Origin of the sequence: Nocardiopsis sp. FIRDI 009 (assembly GCF_003386285.1) — a bacterium.
Classification (GTDB): domain Bacteria; phylum Actinomycetota; class Actinomycetes; order Streptosporangiales; family Streptosporangiaceae; genus Nocardiopsis.
The window spans coordinates 1-18,971 of the sequence record NZ_QPNC01000014.1; the positions used below are offsets into that span (position 1 = coordinate 1).

The window sequence follows — 18,971 nt, forward strand, 5'->3', positions numbered from 1 at the left end:
TTGGGGAGGGGGTCGCCTGTTGTGGGTGGCCCTCTTCTTCTTTTTTGTGCGCGGGCTTGTGCGGTTGTGAAGTGTGGGTGGGGTGTCCGGGTGGACACCCCCTTTTTTGTGCCCGGGGTCAGGTCGGTACTTGCCGACGGCGATTCACGAAGGATGTTCCAGTTCCGAGGCGGCTTGAAGGACGATGAGGTCTTCGGGAAGCATGGGCTGCGCGTGACCGGGGCGGGGATCCAGCGGTTCTCTGAACAATGTGACGGGGACTGAATCCAGGCCAAGCCGAATGGCCACGGCGATCCTGTGGTTGCCGTCGAGCGTTCCGAACTCCTCGTTGAATCCAAGGCGGAGCGGCGTCAGGATTCCGCGTTTTCCGATGTCAACCGTCAACGCATCCAGATGACGAGGTGTGTCGGCGAGCGCGGAACCGACAGTCTCGCGATCGACCGCTCGGTATCGCGCGACGAGAGCAGTCGGCATGTGGAGTCGGGAGAACGACATACGGGCATCATCCCCTGAGCCCGGGAGGAGCGCACCCTCCCGGGCTGCCCTGTCTCCGCTACGACTCCAGAGCGAGGAGGAAGCGTTTGCGTTCCAGACCGCCCGCGTACCCGGTGAGGGAGCCGTCGGCCCCGATCACCCGATGGCACGGCACGATGATGCTGATCGGGTTGCGCCCGTTGGCCATCCCCACCGCACGGGAGGCCGTCGGACGGCCCAGCTCCTCCGCCAACTCACCGTAGGAGGCGGTCTCCCCGTACGGGATCGTGGTCAGCGCGGCCCATACCTCCAACTGCCAGTCCGTCCCGGTGGGGGACAGGGCGAGGTCGAACTCCCTCAGGTCACCCGCGAAGTAGGCGGTCAGCTGCGCGATCGCCTCCCTGAAGGCGGCCTGGTCCCTCTCCCAGTCCTCCGGGACGGCCTTCGGGCGGGTCCACACCCCGCTGAGGGACTCGGAGTCGCCGAAGAGCGTCAGCTCGCCGATGGGCGAGTCCATCAGGGCGAAGCGGGTCGGTCCCTTGGCCGTCCGGAACTCCTTCCTCGGCAACCGGGACGGCTCCTCCGGGGTCGGTACTTCCACGTTCAGCGGCAACACTGGCTGATTCATGTTGTGTCCGTTCTCGCCCACAGGAGATGTGTGGCGTAGGACCGCCACGGACTCCATTGTTCCGGTGTGGTCTGTTCGTCGCGCAGGGCCTGGCGGACCCCGAGGTCCCCGTCGAGGAAGACGTCCGGATCGCCCAGGCCGCGCATGCGGATGTAGCTCGCGGTCCACGGGCCGATGCCGCGGAGCGCCAGCAGGTCCTTCTCCGTCCGCTCCCGGTCACAACCGGGTCCGAGGTCGACGTCGCCGCTGGCGATCGCCGCGCAGAGCCCCACCAGGGCCCGCCCCCGCGACACGGGTATGGACAGGTCGCTCGGGTCCACGGCCGCCAACACCGCCGGGGCCGGGAAGAGGTGCGTCAGTCCGCCCCCCACATCCTCCAGACCCTCGGGCAGCGGCGCGCCGAACCGTTCGACCAGCCGTCCGGCCAGCGTCCGGGCGGCCTGGACGGACACCTGCTGGCCCAGCACCGCACGGACGGCCAGTTCGGCCGGATCCACGTGGCCGGGGGAGCGGATCCCGGGATGAGCGGCCACGGTGGAACCCAGGAGCGGGTCGTCCCGCAGGGCCTCGAAGACCGCGCGAGGGTCGGCGTCCAGGTCCAGCAGCAACCGGCACCGGTGGACGGCGCTCATCAGGTCGCTCGGCTCGGCCAGCCGGAGCCGACACACGACGTGCCCCCGTCCCGGGGACAGTTCGACGATGCCGGGGCCGCGGGGGAGGGACAGGGTACGGCGGTACACACCGTCCCGGAACTCCTCCACACCCGGCACCGCGCGGCCGCCCAGGAAACGCAGCATCCGGTCGAGGTCGATCGGTTCCCGGTAGGGCAGCCGGAGCGTGAGCGTCCCCTCCGGCGCCGGACCGCCCGCGCGCATCTCGCTCGGGGTCCGGTCGAAGACCGCGCGCATGGTCTCGTTGAACTGCCGGACGCTGGAGAAGCCCGACGCGAAGGCCACGTCCGCCAGCGGCATGTCGGTGGTCTCCACGAGGACGCGGGCGGTCTGCGCGCGCTCGGTTCTGGCCAAGGCCAGGGCGCCCGCCCCCAGTTCCGCGGTCAGCAGCCGGTTGAGCTGGCGTTCGCTGTAGCCGACCGCCGCCGCCAGGGCGCCGACTCCGCCCCGGTCCACCGCGCCGTCCTGGATGAGCCGCATCGCACGCCCCACGACGTCGGCCCGCAGGTTCCACTCGGGGGAACCGGGGGTCCGGTCGGGGCGGCAGCGCTTGCAGGCCCGGAAGCCGGACTCCTGGGCCGCGGCGGCCGTCGGGAAGAAACGTGTGTTCTCCCGTTTCGGGGTCACCGCCGGGCAGCTGGGGCGGCAGTAGATACCGGTCGTGCGCACCGCCGTGTAGAACACCCCGTCGAAGCGGGCGTCGCGGCTGCGCACGGCGCGGTAGCGCTGGTCGTCGTCCATGCCTCCATGTTCACCGACGTGCCGGACCCCCGGCTGGCGGTTTTCGGACGTTCAGCTCTCCCGCTCCCCGTGCTCACGGAGGTACTCGATGTAGACGGGGCGCAGCGCCTCCTGGACCTTCGGGTCCGTCTCCACGGACAGAGCCTCGTACAGGAACCCGGACGCCTGCGCGACGCTGGCCTCACTGGCCTCTCTGTTGCCCGCGACCGCCTCGGCCGCCGGAATGAGGCCGAGCAGACGCCAGAAGAAGCGCACGTCCCACCGCTTGCGTGCGAGTTCCACGGCCCGGTCCCGCAGGTCGTCGGTGCTGAGCTGCTCGAAGTTCTCCCCCATGCGAGGAAGATACCGTTCCTCAAGACTGAGTGGAAGTGAGTCCTGGACTCACACCTGATCAGCCGAACATCCCGAACGGTCCTGGATGTCCTGGTCCCCCGCGTGCGCTCCCGCAGTCGGCGGCGCGCATCGTGTGCGCGGTCCGGGCCGGGCAGGGCGGGTTCCCTCACGTCTACGGCCTCCGGGTCGGGCCCGGGCGGGCAGCTTGATGCTCGCCCCGCCGTCGGGGGTGACGCGGATGGTCTCGTTGCCGAACTTCTTGCCGGACTCGCCATCGGCCTGGAGGAACCGGCGCGAGGCCTCCCATTCGGCCCGCCAATGTTCGGGGGGTCTTGCCTGCGGCGGCCAGATGCGGGTGTGGAGCAGCCGGTTGCCGCCGCGCACCACTCGCACCCGGCCCGTCTCCCAGTCAGCCCGCTCGGCGGCGAGCCGGTCTCGCAGTAGGCGCAGCCGCCGGGTCTTGGCGAACCATTCCTGCCGGGTGCGGTATCCGCCCGGGGAACGCTGGCAGCCCTTCGCTCCGGCCTGGAGGGACAGACGGTGACGGATCGTCCTGCCCCCCGGTCTCCAGGTTCTGGATGTGGGCGAGTTGGGCACGGCGGACCAGTCCCCACTGGTCGTGGGGGCCTTCGTGATCGCCCCGGCCCACCGGGAGGAGGACTCCTCGGTCAGGACCCGCTTACGGGCCGACCAGCCGTCCCGGTCATGGTCCAGGCCAGCGGAGCACCGGACTTTGAGATCCTTCCCGGCCAGCGAGCCCAGGTGGTCACCGACCAGCACGAGGACCTTTGAGGCGGCTGCGGATCGCCACGCCCGACGGTCCGGGGGCGACGAACGGCGCCGCGACCGGCCGCAGAGGCGTCTGCGTGCGCGGTTTCGGTAGGGGCCCACCCCTCGACACGAAAATCGATCACACGTTCGACACATGCCGACATTACTGGGAGTGCGCGGATGGGTGCAACCATCTGGGCTGGGGCCTCACAGTTACCAGAACAGCCTGGTCTCCTCACGTGATCGTTGCTCGTACGCGCTTGTGCGTTACGAGCCACCAACAGTTGAAACCCTGAGCACGGTGGCCACCCCTGGGTTACCCTTCAGACGGAGAGGGGTGTGCCATGACAAGGGTCGTCGTCGCCAAGCCCGGTCTGGACGGGCACGATCGCGGGGTCAAGATCGTCGCCCGGGTACTGCGCGACGCCGGGGTCGAGGTGATCTACACCGGGCTGCGGCAGACCCCCGAGATGATCGTGGCCGCCGCGCTCCAGGAGGACGCCGACGCGATCGGCCTGTCCGTGCTCTCCGGCGCCCACATGACCATCTTCGCCCGTGTCATGGAGCTGCTCCGCGAGAACGACGCGACCGACATCCGGGTCTTCGGCGGAGGCATCATCCCCGACGCCGACATCGAGGAACTGGAGCGGATGGGCGTCGCCAAGATCTTCACCCCCGGCGCGCCGACCGCCGAGATCGCCGACTGGGTGCGGGAGAACGTGCGTCCGGCGACCGCCCACGGGTGAGCTTCGTCGCATCACACAACGGGTGAAACCATCCCGTCTGGTGTGATTGGAGGTGTCTCTGGTCACACGAATTCCCATTGAGGGCGGTGCGCAGCGCCGTATGCGCGGTGATCGAGCCGGAACGGCCCTGGACAACACGCCCCCGGTGTCCGTCGGCCGGATGTCGGGCGACTAAGCTTTGCCCATGTCGCGGGTGGCAACTCCGCGGCGTTCTCGATCTTCTGCAGCGGCTCAGCCCACGAGGCTGCGCGTCGTGTGACACATGATCAGTGGGTCACAGCCGATCCGGACGAGGCCACCCCGGCAGACACTCTTGAGCCAGCGAGTTACAAGGACGGACCCTCGTGGACCTGTTCGAATACCAGGCGAAGCAACTCTTCGCAGAGTACGGGGTTCCCGTGCCCCAGGGGAAGGTGGCGAGCACGGCCGCTGAGGCACGTGCCATCGCTGAGGAGTTCGCCGCCGCCGGTAAGCCGCGCGTCGTCGTCAAGGCGCAGGTCAAGACCGGTGGCCGCGGCAAGGCTGGCGGTGTGAAGGTCGCCGAGGGCCCCGAGGACGCCCAGGCCAAGGCCGAGCAGATCCTCGGAATGGACATCAAGGGCCACACGGTCCACCGCGTCCTGGTCGAGGAAGCCTCCGACATCGCGGAGGAGTACTACTTCTCCTTCCTGCTGGACCGCGCGAACCGCACCTTCCTGTCGATCTGCTCCGCCGAGGGGGGCGTGGAGATCGAGGAGGTCGCGGTCTCCAACCCCGACGCGGTCGCCAAGATCGCCGTCGACCCGCTGACCGGTGCTCCCGCCGACGTCGCGGCGGAGATCGTCAAGGCGGGCAAGCTCCCGCAGGCCGCCGCCGAGGGCGCCGCCGAGGTCATCACCAAGCTGTGGGACGCCTTCGTCGGCAAGGACGCGACCCTCGTCGAGGTCAACCCCCTCATCCTCACCAAGGACGGCCGGGTCGTCGCCCTCGACGGCAAGGTGACCCTGGACGAGAACGCCGAGTTCCGTCAGGACCTGGAGAGCCTCACCTTCCCGGAGGAGGGTGACCCGCTCGAGGTCGCCGCCAAGGAGAAGGGCCTCAACTACGTCAAGCTCGACGGCGAGGTCGGCATCATCGGCAACGGCGCGGGCCTGGTCATGTCCACCCTGGACGTGGTCGCCTACGCCGGCGAGGCGCACGGCAACGTCAAGCCCGCCAACTTCCTCGACATCGGCGGCGGGGCGTCCGCCGAGGTCATGGCCAACGGTCTGGAGATCATCCTCGGCGACCCCGCGGTCAAGAGCGTGTTCGTCAACGTCTTCGGCGGCATCACCGCCTGCGACGCCGTCGCCAACGGCATCGTCCAGGCCCTGGAGATGCTGGAGGGCCGCGGCGAGGACGTCTCCAAGCCGCTCGTCGTCCGCCTGGACGGCAACAACGCCGAGCTGGGCCGCGACATCCTCACCAAGCGCGCCCACCCGGCCGTGCGACAGGTCGACACGATGGACGGCGCCGCCGCTCAGGCCGCCGAGCTCGCGGCGAAGTAGGGGAACGGACACCATGGCTATCTTCCTGAACAAGGACAGCAAGGTGCTGGTCCAGGGCATGACCGGCTCTGAGGGCACCAAGCACACCCGCCGCATGCTCGCGTCGGGTACCAACATCGTCGGTGGCGTGAACCCGCGCAAGGCCGGGCAGAGCGTCGACTTCGACGGCACCCAGGTCCCCGTCTTCGGTTCCGTCGCCGAGGGCATGGCGGCCACCGGCGCCGACGTCACCGTCATCTTCGTCCCGCCGAAGTTCTGCAAGGACGCGGTCATCGAGGCGATCGACGCCGAGATCGGTCTCGCGGTCGTCATCACCGAGGGCATCCCGGTCCACGACACCGCCGTGTTCTGGGCGCACGCGGGCGCCAAGGGCAACAAGACGCGGATCATCGGCCCCAACTGCCCGGGTCTGATCACGCCGGGGCAGTCCAACGCGGGCATCATCCCGGCCGACATCACCAAGCCGGGCCGCATCGGGCTGGTGTCCAAGTCCGGGACGCTGACCTACCAGATGATGTACGAGCTGCGTGACATCGGCTTCTCCTCGGCCGTGGGCATCGGTGGCGACCCGATCATCGGGACCACGCACATCGACGCGCTCGCCGCCTTCGAGGCCGACCCCGACACCGACGCGATCGTCATGATCGGTGAGATCGGTGGTGACGCCGAGGAGCGCGCCGCCGAGTTCATCAAGGACAACGTGTCCAAGCCGGTCGTCGGCTACGTGGCCGGGTTCACCGCCCCCGAGGGCAAGACCATGGGTCACGCGGGCGCGATCGTGTCGGGCTCCTCCGGCACCGCCGCCGCCAAGAAGGAGGCCCTGGAGGCCGTCGGCGTCAAGGTCGGCAAGACCCCCAGTGAGACCGCCAAGCTGGTGCGCGAGCTGTTCTAGGACACCGCGCCGTGACGGCCCCGTCCCCCGTGTGGGCGGGGCCGTCCGCCTATCCGCCCTCGACCTCGCCGCGGCGCCGGTGCGACGGGCGCCGGACCGGTCGACGGGCGCCTGGTCCGTGAGCGTCGCGGGGCGCAGACGCGGTGGGAGGTCGTTCGGCGGTCTCGGGTTCCGGTGCGTCCCGGGACGTTCCGGCGGGGGCGCGCCGCGGGTCACATACCGCCACCACCGCCACCGCCACCACCGCCACCACCGCCACTGTCACCACCGCCGAACCCGCCTCCGCCTCCGTCGCCGAATCCGCCGCCCAGCCAGCTTCCACCGCCGCTTGCGCCGCCACGGCCGCCGCCACGACCTCCTCCGGACCGGACGCCGATCCAGAAGATCCCGGCGAAGTTGAGGGCCGCGCACACCATCAGGACCGGGCCCCAGGTGAACATGGCGTGGGGGTTCGTGGCGGCGATCACCAGAAAGGCTCCGACCGACAGGGCGAGTCCCAGGAAGGGCAGCACGGTGAACACCTCGCCCCTCCTCAGAACGGGGGGACGAAACCGTCGGGGGAGGTCCGCGAAGAGCGGAACCAGGTCGGACACGGTGGTCGCGCGCAGGACGGCGTCCGTGCGGGTCTCGTGCTGGGCCGTGATCAGCCATCCGGCCGAGTGGGCCGCCCGCAACGCCGTCAGGGCCTCGTCGCGTTGGCGGTCGGAGAGGTGGCGGTCGGGGCTCGTCATGGGGGTGCGCCTCCGGGGGGCGGGGGTGTCTCGTCTCCTGTGGTGGGACGGCGCTCCGGGGCGCGGGGTTCGGCTCGCCCACGACACGCGACGCCGGGATACCGCGGAGCATTCCGGTGCCTGGCAGCATAAGTCGGGTGAGTACGCCAGGATCTCCCCCTGACCGCGGCCGGAAGCGGCCGAGCGGCACACCGGTCGACGCGCCCCGGGACCCCTCCCACGGGCCTCGGCCGCTCTACCCGACCGGAGGGATCGCCGCCGCCACCGCCGCGGGCATCGGCCTCGCCGTGATCGTCACGCTGACCATCGTCGGGTGGGTGGCCGCGCCGCACTCGCCCTTCGGTGAGGAGGTCGTCGAGCTCCTCCAGGGGGCCGTGTTGGCGTGGTTGGTGAGCCACCACGTGTCCTTCACGATCGAGGACGGACAGTTCGGGCTGCTGCCGATCGGGCTCGTCCTCATCCCCGCCCTGCTTCTGTACCGGTCAGGCCGGTGGTTGGCGCGTAGCTGCGAGATCGGTCGGCTGCGGCACGTCTACCGGGCGGCGTTGGCGATCGCCAGCCCCTACGCAGCGATCGCGGGCACGCTCGCGCTGCTGGCGCGCACCGACGTCATGGAGCCCAGCATGCCGCGTGCGCTGCTGATGGGCTTCGTCATCGCCTTCCTGTCCGGCGGGCTGGGAGCGCTGCGCCAGATGATGCGGGACCGTGGCGTGGCGGTAGGCGCGCTGCTGGGCCTCATGCCGGGGCGTGCGCGCTCGCTGCTCGTGGGGATGGGGGCCGCCACCGGCTCCCTGCTGCTGGGCGGTCTGCTGCTGTTCCTCGCCGCGTTGGCGGTGAACCTGCCCGAGGCGATCGACGCGACCCGTGCGCTCGCGCCCGGGATGGTCGGGGGGACGCTGCTCCTGCTCGTGCAGCTCGCCTACCTGCCCAACGCGGTCGTGTTCGCGGTCTGCTACGCGCTCGGACCGGGGTTCACGATGGGGGAGGCGACCATCGTGGCGCCCACGGGGGTGTCCGTCGGGGCGCTGCCGCTGTTCCCCATGCTGGCGGCCCTGCCCGCGAACGGCGCAGCGCCCGTGGTGTCGCTCGTGGCGCTGGCCGTCCCCTTCGTGGCGGGCGCGGTCGGCGGTGTGCTGACCCAGCGCAGCGCGCCGGACGTGGTCAGCGAGGCGGCTCCGCTGTGGGGGTTCGTGTGCGGGGTGACCACGGGGATGGTCTGCGCGGCCCTGGGCGAGTTGGCGGGCGGTTCCCTGGGGGCGGAGCGGCTGACCGACATCGGTCCCTCGTCGTGGCAGGTGGGCCTGGTCGCGGCCCTGGAGGTCGGGGTGGCCGCGGCGATCGCGGCCTGGATCTCCAACTGGTGGTACACGCGCAGGATGCGTCTGGCCGTCGCGGCGGCGGCCGAGGCTCCGGTGAAGGAGGAGCCGGAAGAGAAGACCGGGGCGGAGCCGGTCGAGTCCGTGCCGGTCGGGGCGGGCCTGGCGACGGTGACGCCGCTGCGCCCGCGTGAGGAGGAGGCGGACGACGGGACAGCGGCCGAGGAGCGGGAGCCGTCCGAGGCCGAGCGCTTCACCGAACGCCAGCGCGCGCGGGACAGGGCCAGGGAGGCGAAGAAGGCGGAGCGCGCCGCGCGCCGGGAGGCCCGCGCGGAACTGCGAGCCCAGCGCAGGGAGGAGCGGCGGGCCCTGAGGGCGCGCAGACGCCGGAGCCGACGCGGGGGCGGGGAGTCCGAGGAGATGTACGGGATCAGCTACGAGGCCGACCCCGAAGAGATCGACGTCCCCTGAGACGCGACCGGCCCCGCCGCGTGCGGCGGGGCCGGGGAGGTCAGCCCCTGGCGGCGGTCCTCTTCTCCGGCTCGAAGATCGCGTTCACCAGCTCGGTGCACCACGCCAGCAGCTCCAGGTCGCGCAGCGGCTTGCCGCCGATCCCGCCCGCCTTGGGCACCGGGACGAGGAGCGTCTTCGTCGCCTCCTTGTGCACCGACTTGGGGTACATCCGGCGCAGCCGCAACTCCTGCGACTCACGCAGCTCCACGGGGGCGAACCGGATCTGGTTGCCCTGCATGACCACGTCGGACAGGCCCGCCGACTTGGCCAGCACCCGGAACCGGGCCACCGCCATGAGGTTGTCCACCGGTTCGGGCGGGGCGCCGTACCGGTCGGTGAGCTCCTCGTAGGCGGCGAGGATGTCCTCCTCGCTGGTGACGCTGGCGATGCGCTTGTACGACTGCAGGCGCAGCCGTTCCCCCGGCACGTAGTCGTGCGGGATGTGCGCGTTGATGGGCAGCTCGACCCTGGTCTCGACCTCCTCGGCGGCGTCCTGGTCGCCCTTGAGCTCGGCCACCGCCTCACCGACCATGCGCACGTACAGGTCGAAGCCGACCCCGGCGATGGTTCCGGACTGCTCGGCGCCCAGGATGTTGCCCGCGCCGCGGATCTCCAGGTCCTTCATCGCCACGTACATGCCCGCACCGGTCTCGGTGTGCTGGGCGACCGTGGCCAGGCGTTCGTAGGCGGTCTCGGTGAGCGGCCGCTCCGGCGGGTACAGGAAGTAGGCGTAGGCGCGTTCCCGGCCCCGCCCGACCCGGCCGCGCAGCTGGTGCAGCTGGGACAGGCCGTAGGTGTCGGCGCGGTCGATGATGAGGGTGTTGGCGTTGGGCACGTCCAGACCGGACTCGACGATGGTCGTGCAGACCAGGACGTCGAAGTTCTTCTCCCAGAAGTCGACCATCACCTTCTCGAGCTGCTGCTCGTTCATCTGGCCGTGCGCGTAGGCCACCCGGGCCTCGGGCACCAGACGCTGGATGGACGCCGCCACCTTGTCGATCGAGGCCACGCGGTTGTGCACGAAGAACACCTGTCCCTCACGCATCAGCTCGCGGCGGATCGCGGCGGTGATCTGCTTGTCCTCGTAGGGGCCGACGAAGGTGAGCACCGGGTGGCGCTCCTCCGGCGGGGTGAGGATGGTGGTCATCTCCCGGATGCCGGTCAGACCCATCTCCAGGGTGCGCGGGATGGGGGTGGCGGACATGGCGAGCACGTCGACCTGGGTGCGCAGCCGCTTGAGCGACTCCTTGTGCTCGACGCCGAAGCGCTGCTCCTCGTCGATGATGACCAGGCCCAGGTCCTTGAACCGGGTCTCGGCGGACAGTAGCCGGTGCGTGCCGATGACGACGTCCACCTCGCCGTTGCGCAGCCCCTCCCGGGTCAGCTCCACCTCGGCGTCGGTCTGGAACCGCGACATCGGCTTGACCGTGACCGGGAAGGAGGCGTACCGCTCGGTGAAGGTGGACAGGTGCTGCTGGACCAGCAGGGTGGTGGGCACCAGGACGGCGACCTGCTTGCCCTCCTGCACCGCCTTGAACGCGGCGCGCACGGCGACCTCGGTCTTGCCGTAACCGACGTCGCCGCAGATCAGCCGGTCCATCGGGACCGATCGCGACATGTCCTTCTTGACCTCGTCGATCGCGGCGAGCTGGTCGGGCGTCTCGACGTAGGGGAAGGCGTCCTCCAGCTCCCGCTGCCACGGGGTGTCCGGGCCGAACGCGTGGCCGGGGGAGGCCTGGCGGGCGGAGTACAGGCGGATGAGGTCACCGGCGATCTCGCGGACGACCTTGCGGGCGCGGCTCTTGGCCTTGCTCCACTCGGCGCCGCCCATCTTGGACAGCGTCGGCGCCTCGCCACCGACGTAACGGGTGATCTCGCTCAGCTGCTCGGTGGGCACGAACAGGCGGTCACCGGGCTGGCCGCGCTTGGAGGGCGCGTACTCGATGAGCAGGTAGTCGCGGGTGGCGCCCTGGACCTGGCGGCTGACCATCTCCAGGTAGCGGCCCACACCGTGCTGTTCGTGCACGACGTAGTCGCCGGGTTTGAGCTGGAGCGGGTCGACCGTGCCCCGCCGCCGGCTCGGCATCCTGCGCATGTCGCGGGTGGAGGACTTCTGCCCGACCAGGTCGGTCTCGGTCAGGACGACGGTGCGCACCGACCTGAGCAGGAACCCGTGGTCCACCAGGCCGGTGGTCACGGTGGCCACGGCCGGGGCCGGGGGTTCGGACAGCTCGGCGGTCAGGGTGGCGCCCAGCCCGGCGTCGCGCAGCATGGCCACGAGCCGCTCGGCGGGGCCGTGGCCCTGGGTGACCAGCACGACGCTCCAGTTGTCGTGCAGCCAGCCCTTGACGTCGGCCAGGGCGCGCTCGGTGTCGCCGCGGTAGGACTCGGCGGGGACCGCGCCCACGACGACGGCGTGGTCCTCCTCGGCGGCGCCCTCCCCGCCGGCCCCGAAGGGGGTCAGTCCCCACCAGGGCAGCCCCAGCTCGCTGGCGGTGGCGCGCAGGTCGGCGATGGACATGTAGGCCGACTCGCCCAGGTCGATGGGGGCCTCGCCGCCGGAGGCGGCGTTGATCCAGGAGGCGTCCAGGAACTCGGCGCTGGTCGCCTCCAGCTCCAGGGCGCGGGTACGGATGCGTTCGGGGTCGCAGCCGACCACGAGGGCGCCCTCGGGCAGGTAGTGGAAGAACGGCTCCATGCGGTCGGCGAGGACGGGCGCGAACGCCTCCATGCCCTCGACGGTGACGCCGTCGGCGATCTTGGTGAGGATCTCGGCCAGGGAGGGGTGTTCGTCGGCCAGGGCACGGGCGCGTCCGCGGACGGCGTCGGTGAGCAGCAGTTCCCGGCACGGCGGGGCGAACAGGCCCGAGGCGGCGTCGGCGCCCCGGCCGTCCGCGCCCTCGTGCGGCTGGATGGAGCGCTGGTCGGCGACCTGGAAGTAGCGGATGTCCTCGACGGTGTCGCCCCAGAACTCCAGGCGCAGCGGGTGCTCCTCGGTGGGCGGGAAGACGTCCAGGATGCCGCCGCGCACCGCCATGTCACCGCGTTTCTCGACCAGGTCGACGCGCGCGTAGCCGGTCATGGCCAGGGCCTCGACCACGTCCTCCAGGGGCACCTCGTCGCCCGGGCGGACGCGCACCGGCTCCAGGTCGCCCAGGCCGCCGACGAGCGGTTGCAGGACGCTGCGCACCGGGGCCACGACCACGCGCAGTGGGGCGGTCAGGGGGTCGGAGGGGTCGGGGTGGGCGAGGCGGCGCAGGACGGCCAGGCGCTGGCCGACGGTGTCCGACCGAGGGGACAGCCGTTCGTGGGGAAGGGTCTCCCAGGCGGGGAAGTGCGCCACCGTGTCGGCGGGCAGCAGGGAGCCCAGGGCGTCGGTGAGGTCGGTGGCCTCCCGCTCGGTGGCGGTGATCGCCAGGACCGGCCGGGCGGCGCCCACGGGCGCGTCGGCGGCCAGCGCGCCCACCATGAAGGGGCGCAGCGCCGTCGGGGCGATGAGGTCGGTATGGGGATCGCGGCCGCCGCGGGCGGCCTCGATCGCGCTGTGCAGTGCCGGGTCCTTGCAGACGTCGGCGAGAAGTCCAATGAGGCTCATAGCACCAGGAGCGAGAGATGGGAGTGGTCCGGATCAGGCGATGGTCGCGGCCTGCACGGTGGAGGGCGGCAGTGTCGTGGACGGCAGCCCGGTCTCCATCAGCCTAGCGACTCCGTCGGCTTCGCGCGGTCGGCTGTGGACGGCGGCGCGGGACACACGTCCTCGGGGCCGCTCCGGGCCAGCGAGACGGTACACAGGGAGTCAAACCCGCGTTGACCTGCTCCTATTCCGGGTCGTGTGGATCAGCGCCGAGGCCGTGACCGGGGCGGGCATACGCTGGACGCGACGCGGACCGCGAACAGGAGAGGGAGCGTGTGGTGAGTGCCAACGGGTGGGGACGCACGCCGGTCGGGGAATCCGACCGGCCGGAGGCACGGGTGTTGACCCCGGCCCAGGACGAGCTCGCGCACCTGGAGCTGATCCTCAACGGCGCCTGTCCGCTGCCCGGTTTCATGACCAGGGAGCAGGCCGCGTCGGTGGAGCGCGACGGGCGGCTGCCCGGCGGCGGCGCCTGGCCGGTTCCGGTCACCCTGACGGTTCCCGAGCACCTGGCCGACGCGGAACGGCTGGTCCTGGCCGACCCGGAGGGCTTCCCCCTGGCCGAGCTGACGGTGACCGAGCGCTGGGAGGGGCGGGCCGGGCGCAGGCACGTGGCCGGCGACGTGGCCCTGACCAACCCGCCCATGGGCGGTGTGCTGCGCAAACTGCGCGTCCCCCCGGCGGAGGTGCGGGGCCAGCGCGAACTCGGCCCCGACCACCCGCTCCTGGCCGTGGTCACCGACCGCCCGCTGCACCACCGCGCCCTCCACCAGATCCGTGACCGGGCCGAGGCGCTGGGCCACGCCGACGTGCTGGTGATCGTCGACGCCCCGCTGGAGGACGAGGGGCTGGCCCCGGCCGTCCTCGCGGCCGAGCCGCTGCTGTCGGCGCATGCGCGGTTCGTCGTGTGCACGCTGCCGCGTTCGGCCGCGCGTTCGGAGGGGCCCCTCGGCGGGCGCTGGGGCGCCCGGGACGTGGCCTTGGCCGGGCACGTGGCCGCCGCCTACGGCGCCACGCACATGATGGTGGAGGCGGGCCCCGCAGGCGTCGACACGGCGGGCGCCGCGGCCCTGGAGCCGCCGGTCACGCTGGTGGTCCCGGAGCCGTGGAGCTACGACACGGTCGGCGCGGTGTGGCGCCCCTCGGCGGAGGTCCCCGAGGAGGCGCGCCGTGCCGAACCCGACGACGCCGAGGTCGCGGCGGAGCTGGCGCACGGCCGGGAACTGCCCGTCTGGTTCACCCCGGCCCGGGTGGGCGCGGAACTGGCCCGGCTGCGTCCGGCGCGGACCCGGCGGGGGCTGACCCTGCTGTTCACCGGTCTGTCCGGGTCGGGCAAGTCGACGATCGCGCAGCGGGTGCGGGAGGGCATCAACCGCGCGGGCCGTACGGTGACGCTCCTCGACGGCGACGTGGTCCGGCTCATGCTGTCCAAGGGGTTGACCTTCTCGCGTGAGGACCGCGAGATGAACGTCCGCCGGATCGGTTACGTCGCCTCGGAGATCACCCGGCACGGCGGGGTCGCCGTCTGCGCCCCGATCGCCCCCTACGCGCGGAGCCGGGCCGAGGTGCGCGCGATGGTGGAGGAGTACGGCGACTTCTTCCTCGTCCACGTGGCCACCCCGCTGGAGGTGTGCGAGGCGCGGGACCGCAAGGGTCTGTACGCCAAGGCGCGGGCGGGGGAGATCCCCGAGTTCACCGGGGTCTCGGACCCCTATGAGGAGCCGACCGACGCCGACATGGTCATCGACACGGTGGACGAGGACCCCCACGAGTCGGCGGCGCGGGTGCTGGCCGCGCTGCGCGAGGGCGGATGGCTGCCGGACAGGGACGGGTAGGAGACGGTGATGCACGAGATCCGTGACGGTGGCGGACAGCGGGAGACCCCCGGGGAGGCGCGCCCCCGGGATCCGCGCGCGGTCCCCGGGCACCGGCTGCCGCGCCTGGTCGAGGTGATGGCCACCCTGCGCAGGGAGTGCCCCTGGGACCGCGGCCAGACGCACGAGTCGCTGGCCAAGTACCTGATCCAGGAGGCCTACGAGACGCTGGAGATCATCGAGGAGGGCGACCCGTCCCTGCTGCCGGAGGAGCTGGGGGACGTCCTGCTCCAGGTGGTCTTCCACGCGGCGATCGCCGCCGAGCGCCCGGAGGAGGATCCGGCCCACTTCACCGTGGACGACGTCGCCGACGCCATCATCGACAAGATGACCCGACGCCACCCGCACGTGTTCGGCGGGGTGGAGGTGTCCGGCGCCGACGAGGTCAAGAGCAACTGGGAGGCGATCAAGGCCGCCGAGCGCAGGGAGAAGGCCAGGGCGCGGGGGCACGACGGCGAGGGGTCGGTCCTGGACGGCGTGCCCTTCGCCCAGCCCGCGGTGCTGCTGGCGGAGGAGTTGCAGCGGCGGGCGGTGCGCAACGGCGTCCCGGCCGATCTGGTCGCCGACGACGGCGGTGCGGGCGGCGGGCTGTTCGCGGCGGTGGCGGCCGAGCGCGAGCGGGGCCGTGACGCCGAGGGCGACCTGCGGGCGGCGGCGCGACGGTTCGACGCCCGGGTGCGCGCGGCCGAGGCGCTGGCCCGGGCGGACGGTCGCGATCCCCGGGAGCTGTCCGAGGACGAGTGGCGGGGGTACTGGCGCCGGAGCGGGGATCCCCGCCAGGGGTAGGGCGTGTTCTCTTCGGGGCCGGGTCGTGCTTCGGCCCGCCCGTCGCCCTCCACCGCCCTCAACGGACGCCTGCGGCGCGACCCCCGCTCTCGCCGGGCGCTCGAAGAGGCCGGGGTTCTTCCCCTTCGGGGCGGCCGTTCCGGGGAACAGGCCGCTGAAGGCGGCCCGCCGTGTGTCGGGGTGTGTCCGCCGCACACATCGTGGCGCCGGGAAACGGTGTGAACGGGACTTGACTCCCATGTGACGCATGGCACACAGTGCTCCGGTATGGGCACACCCCCGGGCCCGGACCCCCGTCTCCCCGGGCCGGGGCGCCCGACGATGGGAGCGTCATGCGCCGGTTCGGAAACGTCCTCGCCGCGTTCAGCACCCGCTGGGTGCCGGACGCCTTCGTGTTCGCGATCCTCCTCTCCGTCCTCGTCTTCGGCCTGGCCCTGGGGCTGACCGACCGCACCCCGCTCGAACTGGTCGGCGACTGGTACGACGGGTTCTGGAACCTCCTCCAGTTCGGTATGCAGATGACCCTGGTACTGGTCACCGGGTACGCGCTCGCCTCCTCGCCCCCGGCCGAACGGGCGATCCGCTGGGTGGCGGGCCGTACCCGCGGCCCGCTCTCGGCGGTCGCGGTCACCGCTGTGGGCGCCGCCCTGCTGGGCACGCTGCACTGGGGACTGGGGCTCATCGCGGGCGCCCTGCTGGCGGTGGAGGTGGCGCGGTCCTGCCGGGAGCGCGGCATCCGGGTGCACTTCCCGCTGGTGGCGGCGGGCGGTTACGTCGGCCTCATGGTCTGGCACAGCGGCCTGTCCGGGTCGGCGCCGCTGCTGGTCAACACCCCGGGGCACTTCCTGGAGGAGCGGATCGGGCTGATCCCGCTCAGCGAGACCGTCCTCCAGCCGTTCAACCTGGTCTTCCTCGCGGCCATGCTGATCGGTGCGCCGCTGCTGCTGATGAGCATGCACCCGAGGGCGGAGGACAGCGAGGAGATCGAGGCCGACGACGGCGGCGCGCCCGGGGCCGGTGGCGCCGCCGACCGGGCGGGTGCGGGCGGCGGGGGCACCGCGACCGCGCTGCGCGAACTGTCCCCCGCGCAGCGCCTGATGCACAGCCGCCTGCCGGTCTACCTGGTGGTGGCCGTGGGGCTGGTGTACCTGGTGCCCGCGCTCGCCCGGGACGGGATCGTGGGCATGAACATCAACCTGCTCAACTTCACCTTCCTCATCGCGGGGCTCGGCCTGCACGGCACCCTGGCGGGCTACTCCGCGGCCGCCGCGGCGGGGGCGCGCAACGCCTCCGCGGTGATCATCCAGTTCCCCTTCTACGCCGGGATCATGGGCGTGATGGCCGGCTCCGGTCTGCTGGCGGTCGTCACCGAGTCCTTCGTCTCCTTCGCGACCCCCGCCAGCTACCCGTTCTGGGCGCTGACCAGCGCCGCCCTGGTCAACTTCGCGGTGCCCTCGGGAGGCGGCCAGTGGGCGGTGCAGGGTCCCGTGGTCATCGGAGCCACGGAGTCTCTGGGCATCGCCCCGGGCGTCGGCGTCATGGCGGTGGCGATGGGCGACCAGCTCACCAACGGCATCCAGCCGTTCTGGGCGCTGCCGCTGCTCGCCCTGACCCGGTTGCGCGCGGGCAGCGTCCTGGGCTACTCGGCGGTGGTGACGCTCTTCGGCTTCGTCGTCGCCTCGCTGTGCGTCACCTTCCTCACCTGATCCGGGAGCGGCCCGCCGCCGGCGCGGAGCGGCGGCTCACCGCCCGTCCCGGGGCGGGCGGCGCGGCACCCGGCGCACGTCGATGACCTCGGTCGAGGGGTCGTTTGGGGCCAGGCCCGCGCTGAAGCTCTCCTGGGGGCGGCGCGTGTGCTCGCTGATCACCAGCCACAGTCCGACGATCACCCAGTTGGCCATCAGCGCCGATCCGCCCGCGGACAGGAACGGCGTGGTCATGCCGGTGAGCGGGATGACCAGGGTGGCGCCGCCCAGGACGATGAACACGTTGAAGGCGAGGAGGAAGGCGTAGCCCAGGGAGGTGAGTTTGAGGAACACGTCGCGGCAGGCCAGCGCGATCCGGAAGCCGCGTTCGGCGAGCAGGAACAGCAGGACCAGGACGGCCATGAGCCCGGTCAGTCCCAGCTTCTCACCGATCGACACCAGGATGAGGTCGCTGTCGGCGGCGAACACCTCCTGGGCGAAGCCGTCGTGGAAGCCCGTGCCGAGCACCCCGCCGTTGGCCAGCGCGAACATCCCCTCGACCACCTGGAAGCTGCCTCCCGGTCGCCCGTAGACCTCGGGGTCGAAGGCGTTGAGCCAGATCTCCACGCGGTTGCGCACGTGCCCGAACAGCAGGTAGGCGACGTAGGCCCCGGCGGAGAAGGCGACGAGCCCGATGGCCACCCACGACTTGCGGCCGGTCGCGGCGTACAGCAGAGCGAGGAAGGTGCCGAAGAGCAGCAGCGACGTGCCCAGGTCGCGGGTGCCGACCAGGAGCAGGATCGCCATCCCCCAGCCCACCGCCATGGGGGCCAGGTCCCTGGCGCGCGGGACGCTGAACACCTTGACCCGGCCGATCCGCACCGTGTGCGTCACCAGGGACATCACGGTGCGTCGCCGCCCAAGGTAGGAGGAGAGGAAGATGACGAGCAGGACCTTGGCGAACTCCGAGGGCTGCATGGTGAACGGGCCGATCCCGATCCACCGCCGCGCCCCCAGCACCTCGATCCCCAGGGGTGAGAGCGGCAGCAGAAGCAGCAGCAGGGCCGCCACGGCGATGACGTAGGTGTACATGGTCAGGCGGCGCGGTCGGCGGACCAGGGCGATCGTGGCTCCGCACAGGACCGTCCCCGCCACGGTCCACAGCAGCTGCCGGTCGGCGTCGCCGTGCGCCGGTTCGGCCTCGGACATCTGGAGAGCCCAGATCATGGTGAGGCCGAGGGCGTTGAGAACGGTGGCCACCGGCAGGATCACGGGGTCGGCGTAGGGGGCGAGGAACCGCAGCAGGACGTGCAGTGCGACCGCGCACGCGCTGACCACGGCGATGGTGAGGGTGACGGACGGATCGACCGTCCCGGTGAGTGAGAGTGAGGCGGCGACCAGCCCGGCCGCCCCGGTCGCCAGCGCGGGGACGAGCAGACGCAGCTCCGCCGATCTCTGGCGGACGGGCGGCAGCGCCCGTTCGGAGTCGTTCGTCTCTGCCTGAGGGTCGCCCATGTCGTCGTGCCGTCCCGCCGTCCAGGTGAGGGGCGGGGCGCCCGTCACAGCGCCCGCGCCGGTCGGAAGAGGGGAGGTTTCGCCGCGTTCTCGCACTATAGGCACACATGGTGTCGGACGGGCGTAAGGCGTGCC

At 71.7% G+C, this 18,971-nt stretch carries 15 protein-coding genes; 7 read left to right on the forward strand and 8 right to left on the reverse strand.

Annotated elements, in window-relative coordinates; all coding sequences use genetic code 11:
* Positions 1-144: 144 nt before the first annotated feature.
* The 5 genes from DVR05_RS26585 to DVR05_RS11665 are packed head-to-tail and all read right to left on the reverse strand — an operon-like array spanning position 145 to position 3,627.
* Positions 145-495 carry a hypothetical protein gene (locus DVR05_RS26585; protein WP_157982430.1) on the reverse strand — a complete coding sequence of 117 codons (351 nt, stop codon included), beginning with the start codon at positions 493-495 and terminating at the stop codon, positions 145-147.
* Between the two features lie 58 nt (positions 496-553).
* Positions 554-1,102: a methylated-DNA--[protein]-cysteine S-methyltransferase gene (locus DVR05_RS11650; RefSeq protein ID WP_116245913.1), complete on the reverse strand. Its 549-nt coding sequence runs from the start codon at positions 1,100-1,102 to the stop codon at positions 554-556.
* Positions 1,099-2,514 (reverse strand): AlkA N-terminal domain-containing protein, encoded by a 1,416-nt coding sequence (locus tag DVR05_RS11655; protein WP_116245883.1) that lies wholly within the window; start codon positions 2,512-2,514, stop codon positions 1,099-1,101. Before DVR05_RS11655 ends, DVR05_RS11650 begins: the two co-directional genes overlap by 4 nt.
* A 51-nt stretch (positions 2,515-2,565) precedes the next feature.
* Positions 2,566-2,847: a hypothetical protein gene (locus DVR05_RS11660; protein ID WP_116245884.1), complete on the reverse strand. Its 282-nt coding sequence runs from the start codon at positions 2,845-2,847 to the stop codon at positions 2,566-2,568.
* A 48-nt stretch (positions 2,848-2,895) separates the two neighbouring features.
* On the reverse strand, positions 2,896-3,627 hold the full coding sequence (locus DVR05_RS11665; protein WP_198659142.1) for a hypothetical protein: 732 nt from the start codon (positions 3,625-3,627) through the stop codon (positions 2,896-2,898).
* Between the two features lie 335 nt (positions 3,628-3,962).
* Between DVR05_RS11665 and DVR05_RS11670 the strand changes: the two genes are divergently transcribed.
* The 3 genes from DVR05_RS11670 (at position 3,963) to sucD (ending at position 6,782) form a co-directional block, all read left to right on the forward strand.
* Positions 3,963-4,364: a cobalamin B12-binding domain-containing protein gene (locus DVR05_RS11670; protein ID WP_017598034.1), complete on the forward strand. Its 402-nt coding sequence runs from the start codon at positions 3,963-3,965 to the stop codon at positions 4,362-4,364.
* Positions 4,365-4,708: 344 nt separating this feature from the next.
* Positions 4,709-5,890, forward strand: coding sequence for an ADP-forming succinate--CoA ligase subunit beta (sucC, locus tag DVR05_RS11675; protein WP_116245885.1), 1,182 nt, complete (start codon positions 4,709-4,711; stop codon positions 5,888-5,890).
* A 13-nt stretch (positions 5,891-5,903) separates the two neighbouring features.
* Positions 5,904-6,782: a succinate--CoA ligase subunit alpha gene (sucD, locus tag DVR05_RS11680; RefSeq protein ID WP_116245886.1), complete on the forward strand. Its 879-nt coding sequence runs from the start codon at positions 5,904-5,906 to the stop codon at positions 6,780-6,782.
* A gap of 212 nt (positions 6,783-6,994) precedes the next feature.
* Here sucD and DVR05_RS27385 read toward each other — a convergent pair whose 3' ends face one another.
* On the reverse strand, positions 6,995-7,513 hold the full coding sequence (locus DVR05_RS27385) for a DUF1707 domain-containing protein (protein ID WP_116245887.1): 519 nt from the start codon (positions 7,511-7,513) through the stop codon (positions 6,995-6,997).
* Positions 7,514-7,764: 251 nt separating this feature from the next.
* Between DVR05_RS27385 and DVR05_RS11690 the strand changes: the two genes are divergently transcribed.
* Positions 7,765-9,300 (forward strand): DUF6350 family protein, encoded by a 1,536-nt coding sequence (locus tag DVR05_RS11690; protein ID WP_116245914.1) that lies wholly within the window; start codon positions 7,765-7,767, stop codon positions 9,298-9,300.
* Between the two features lie 40 nt (positions 9,301-9,340).
* Here DVR05_RS11690 and mfd read toward each other — a convergent pair whose 3' ends face one another.
* Positions 9,341-12,937, reverse strand: coding sequence for a transcription-repair coupling factor (mfd, locus tag DVR05_RS11695; protein ID WP_116245888.1), 3,597 nt, complete (start codon positions 12,935-12,937; stop codon positions 9,341-9,343).
* A gap of 314 nt (positions 12,938-13,251) precedes the next feature.
* Between mfd and cysC the strand changes: the two genes are divergently transcribed.
* The 3 genes from cysC to DVR05_RS11710 all read left to right on the forward strand — a co-directional run bounded on the left by cysC (position 13,252) and on the right by DVR05_RS11710 (position 17,342).
* On the forward strand, positions 13,252-14,811 hold the full coding sequence (cysC, locus tag DVR05_RS11700) for an adenylyl-sulfate kinase (RefSeq protein ID WP_198659143.1): 1,560 nt from the start codon (positions 13,252-13,254) through the stop codon (positions 14,809-14,811).
* A gap of 9 nt (positions 14,812-14,820) precedes the next feature.
* Positions 14,821-15,636, forward strand: a complete 816-nt coding sequence (locus DVR05_RS11705) for a MazG family protein (protein ID WP_369974524.1) — start codon at positions 14,821-14,823, stop codon at positions 15,634-15,636.
* A 332-nt stretch (positions 15,637-15,968) separates the two neighbouring features.
* Positions 15,969-17,342 (forward strand): short-chain fatty acid transporter, encoded by a 1,374-nt coding sequence (locus DVR05_RS11710; RefSeq protein WP_116245889.1) that lies wholly within the window; start codon positions 15,969-15,971, stop codon positions 17,340-17,342.
* 36 nt (positions 17,343-17,378) lie between these two features.
* Here the strand turns inward: DVR05_RS11710 and DVR05_RS11715 are convergent, their stop codons facing one another.
* Entirely contained in the window at positions 17,379-18,836 is a 1,458-nt protein-coding gene (locus DVR05_RS11715; RefSeq protein ID WP_116245917.1) for an FtsW/RodA/SpoVE family cell cycle protein, read from the reverse strand.
* Between the last annotated feature and the right edge of the window lie 135 nt (positions 18,837-18,971).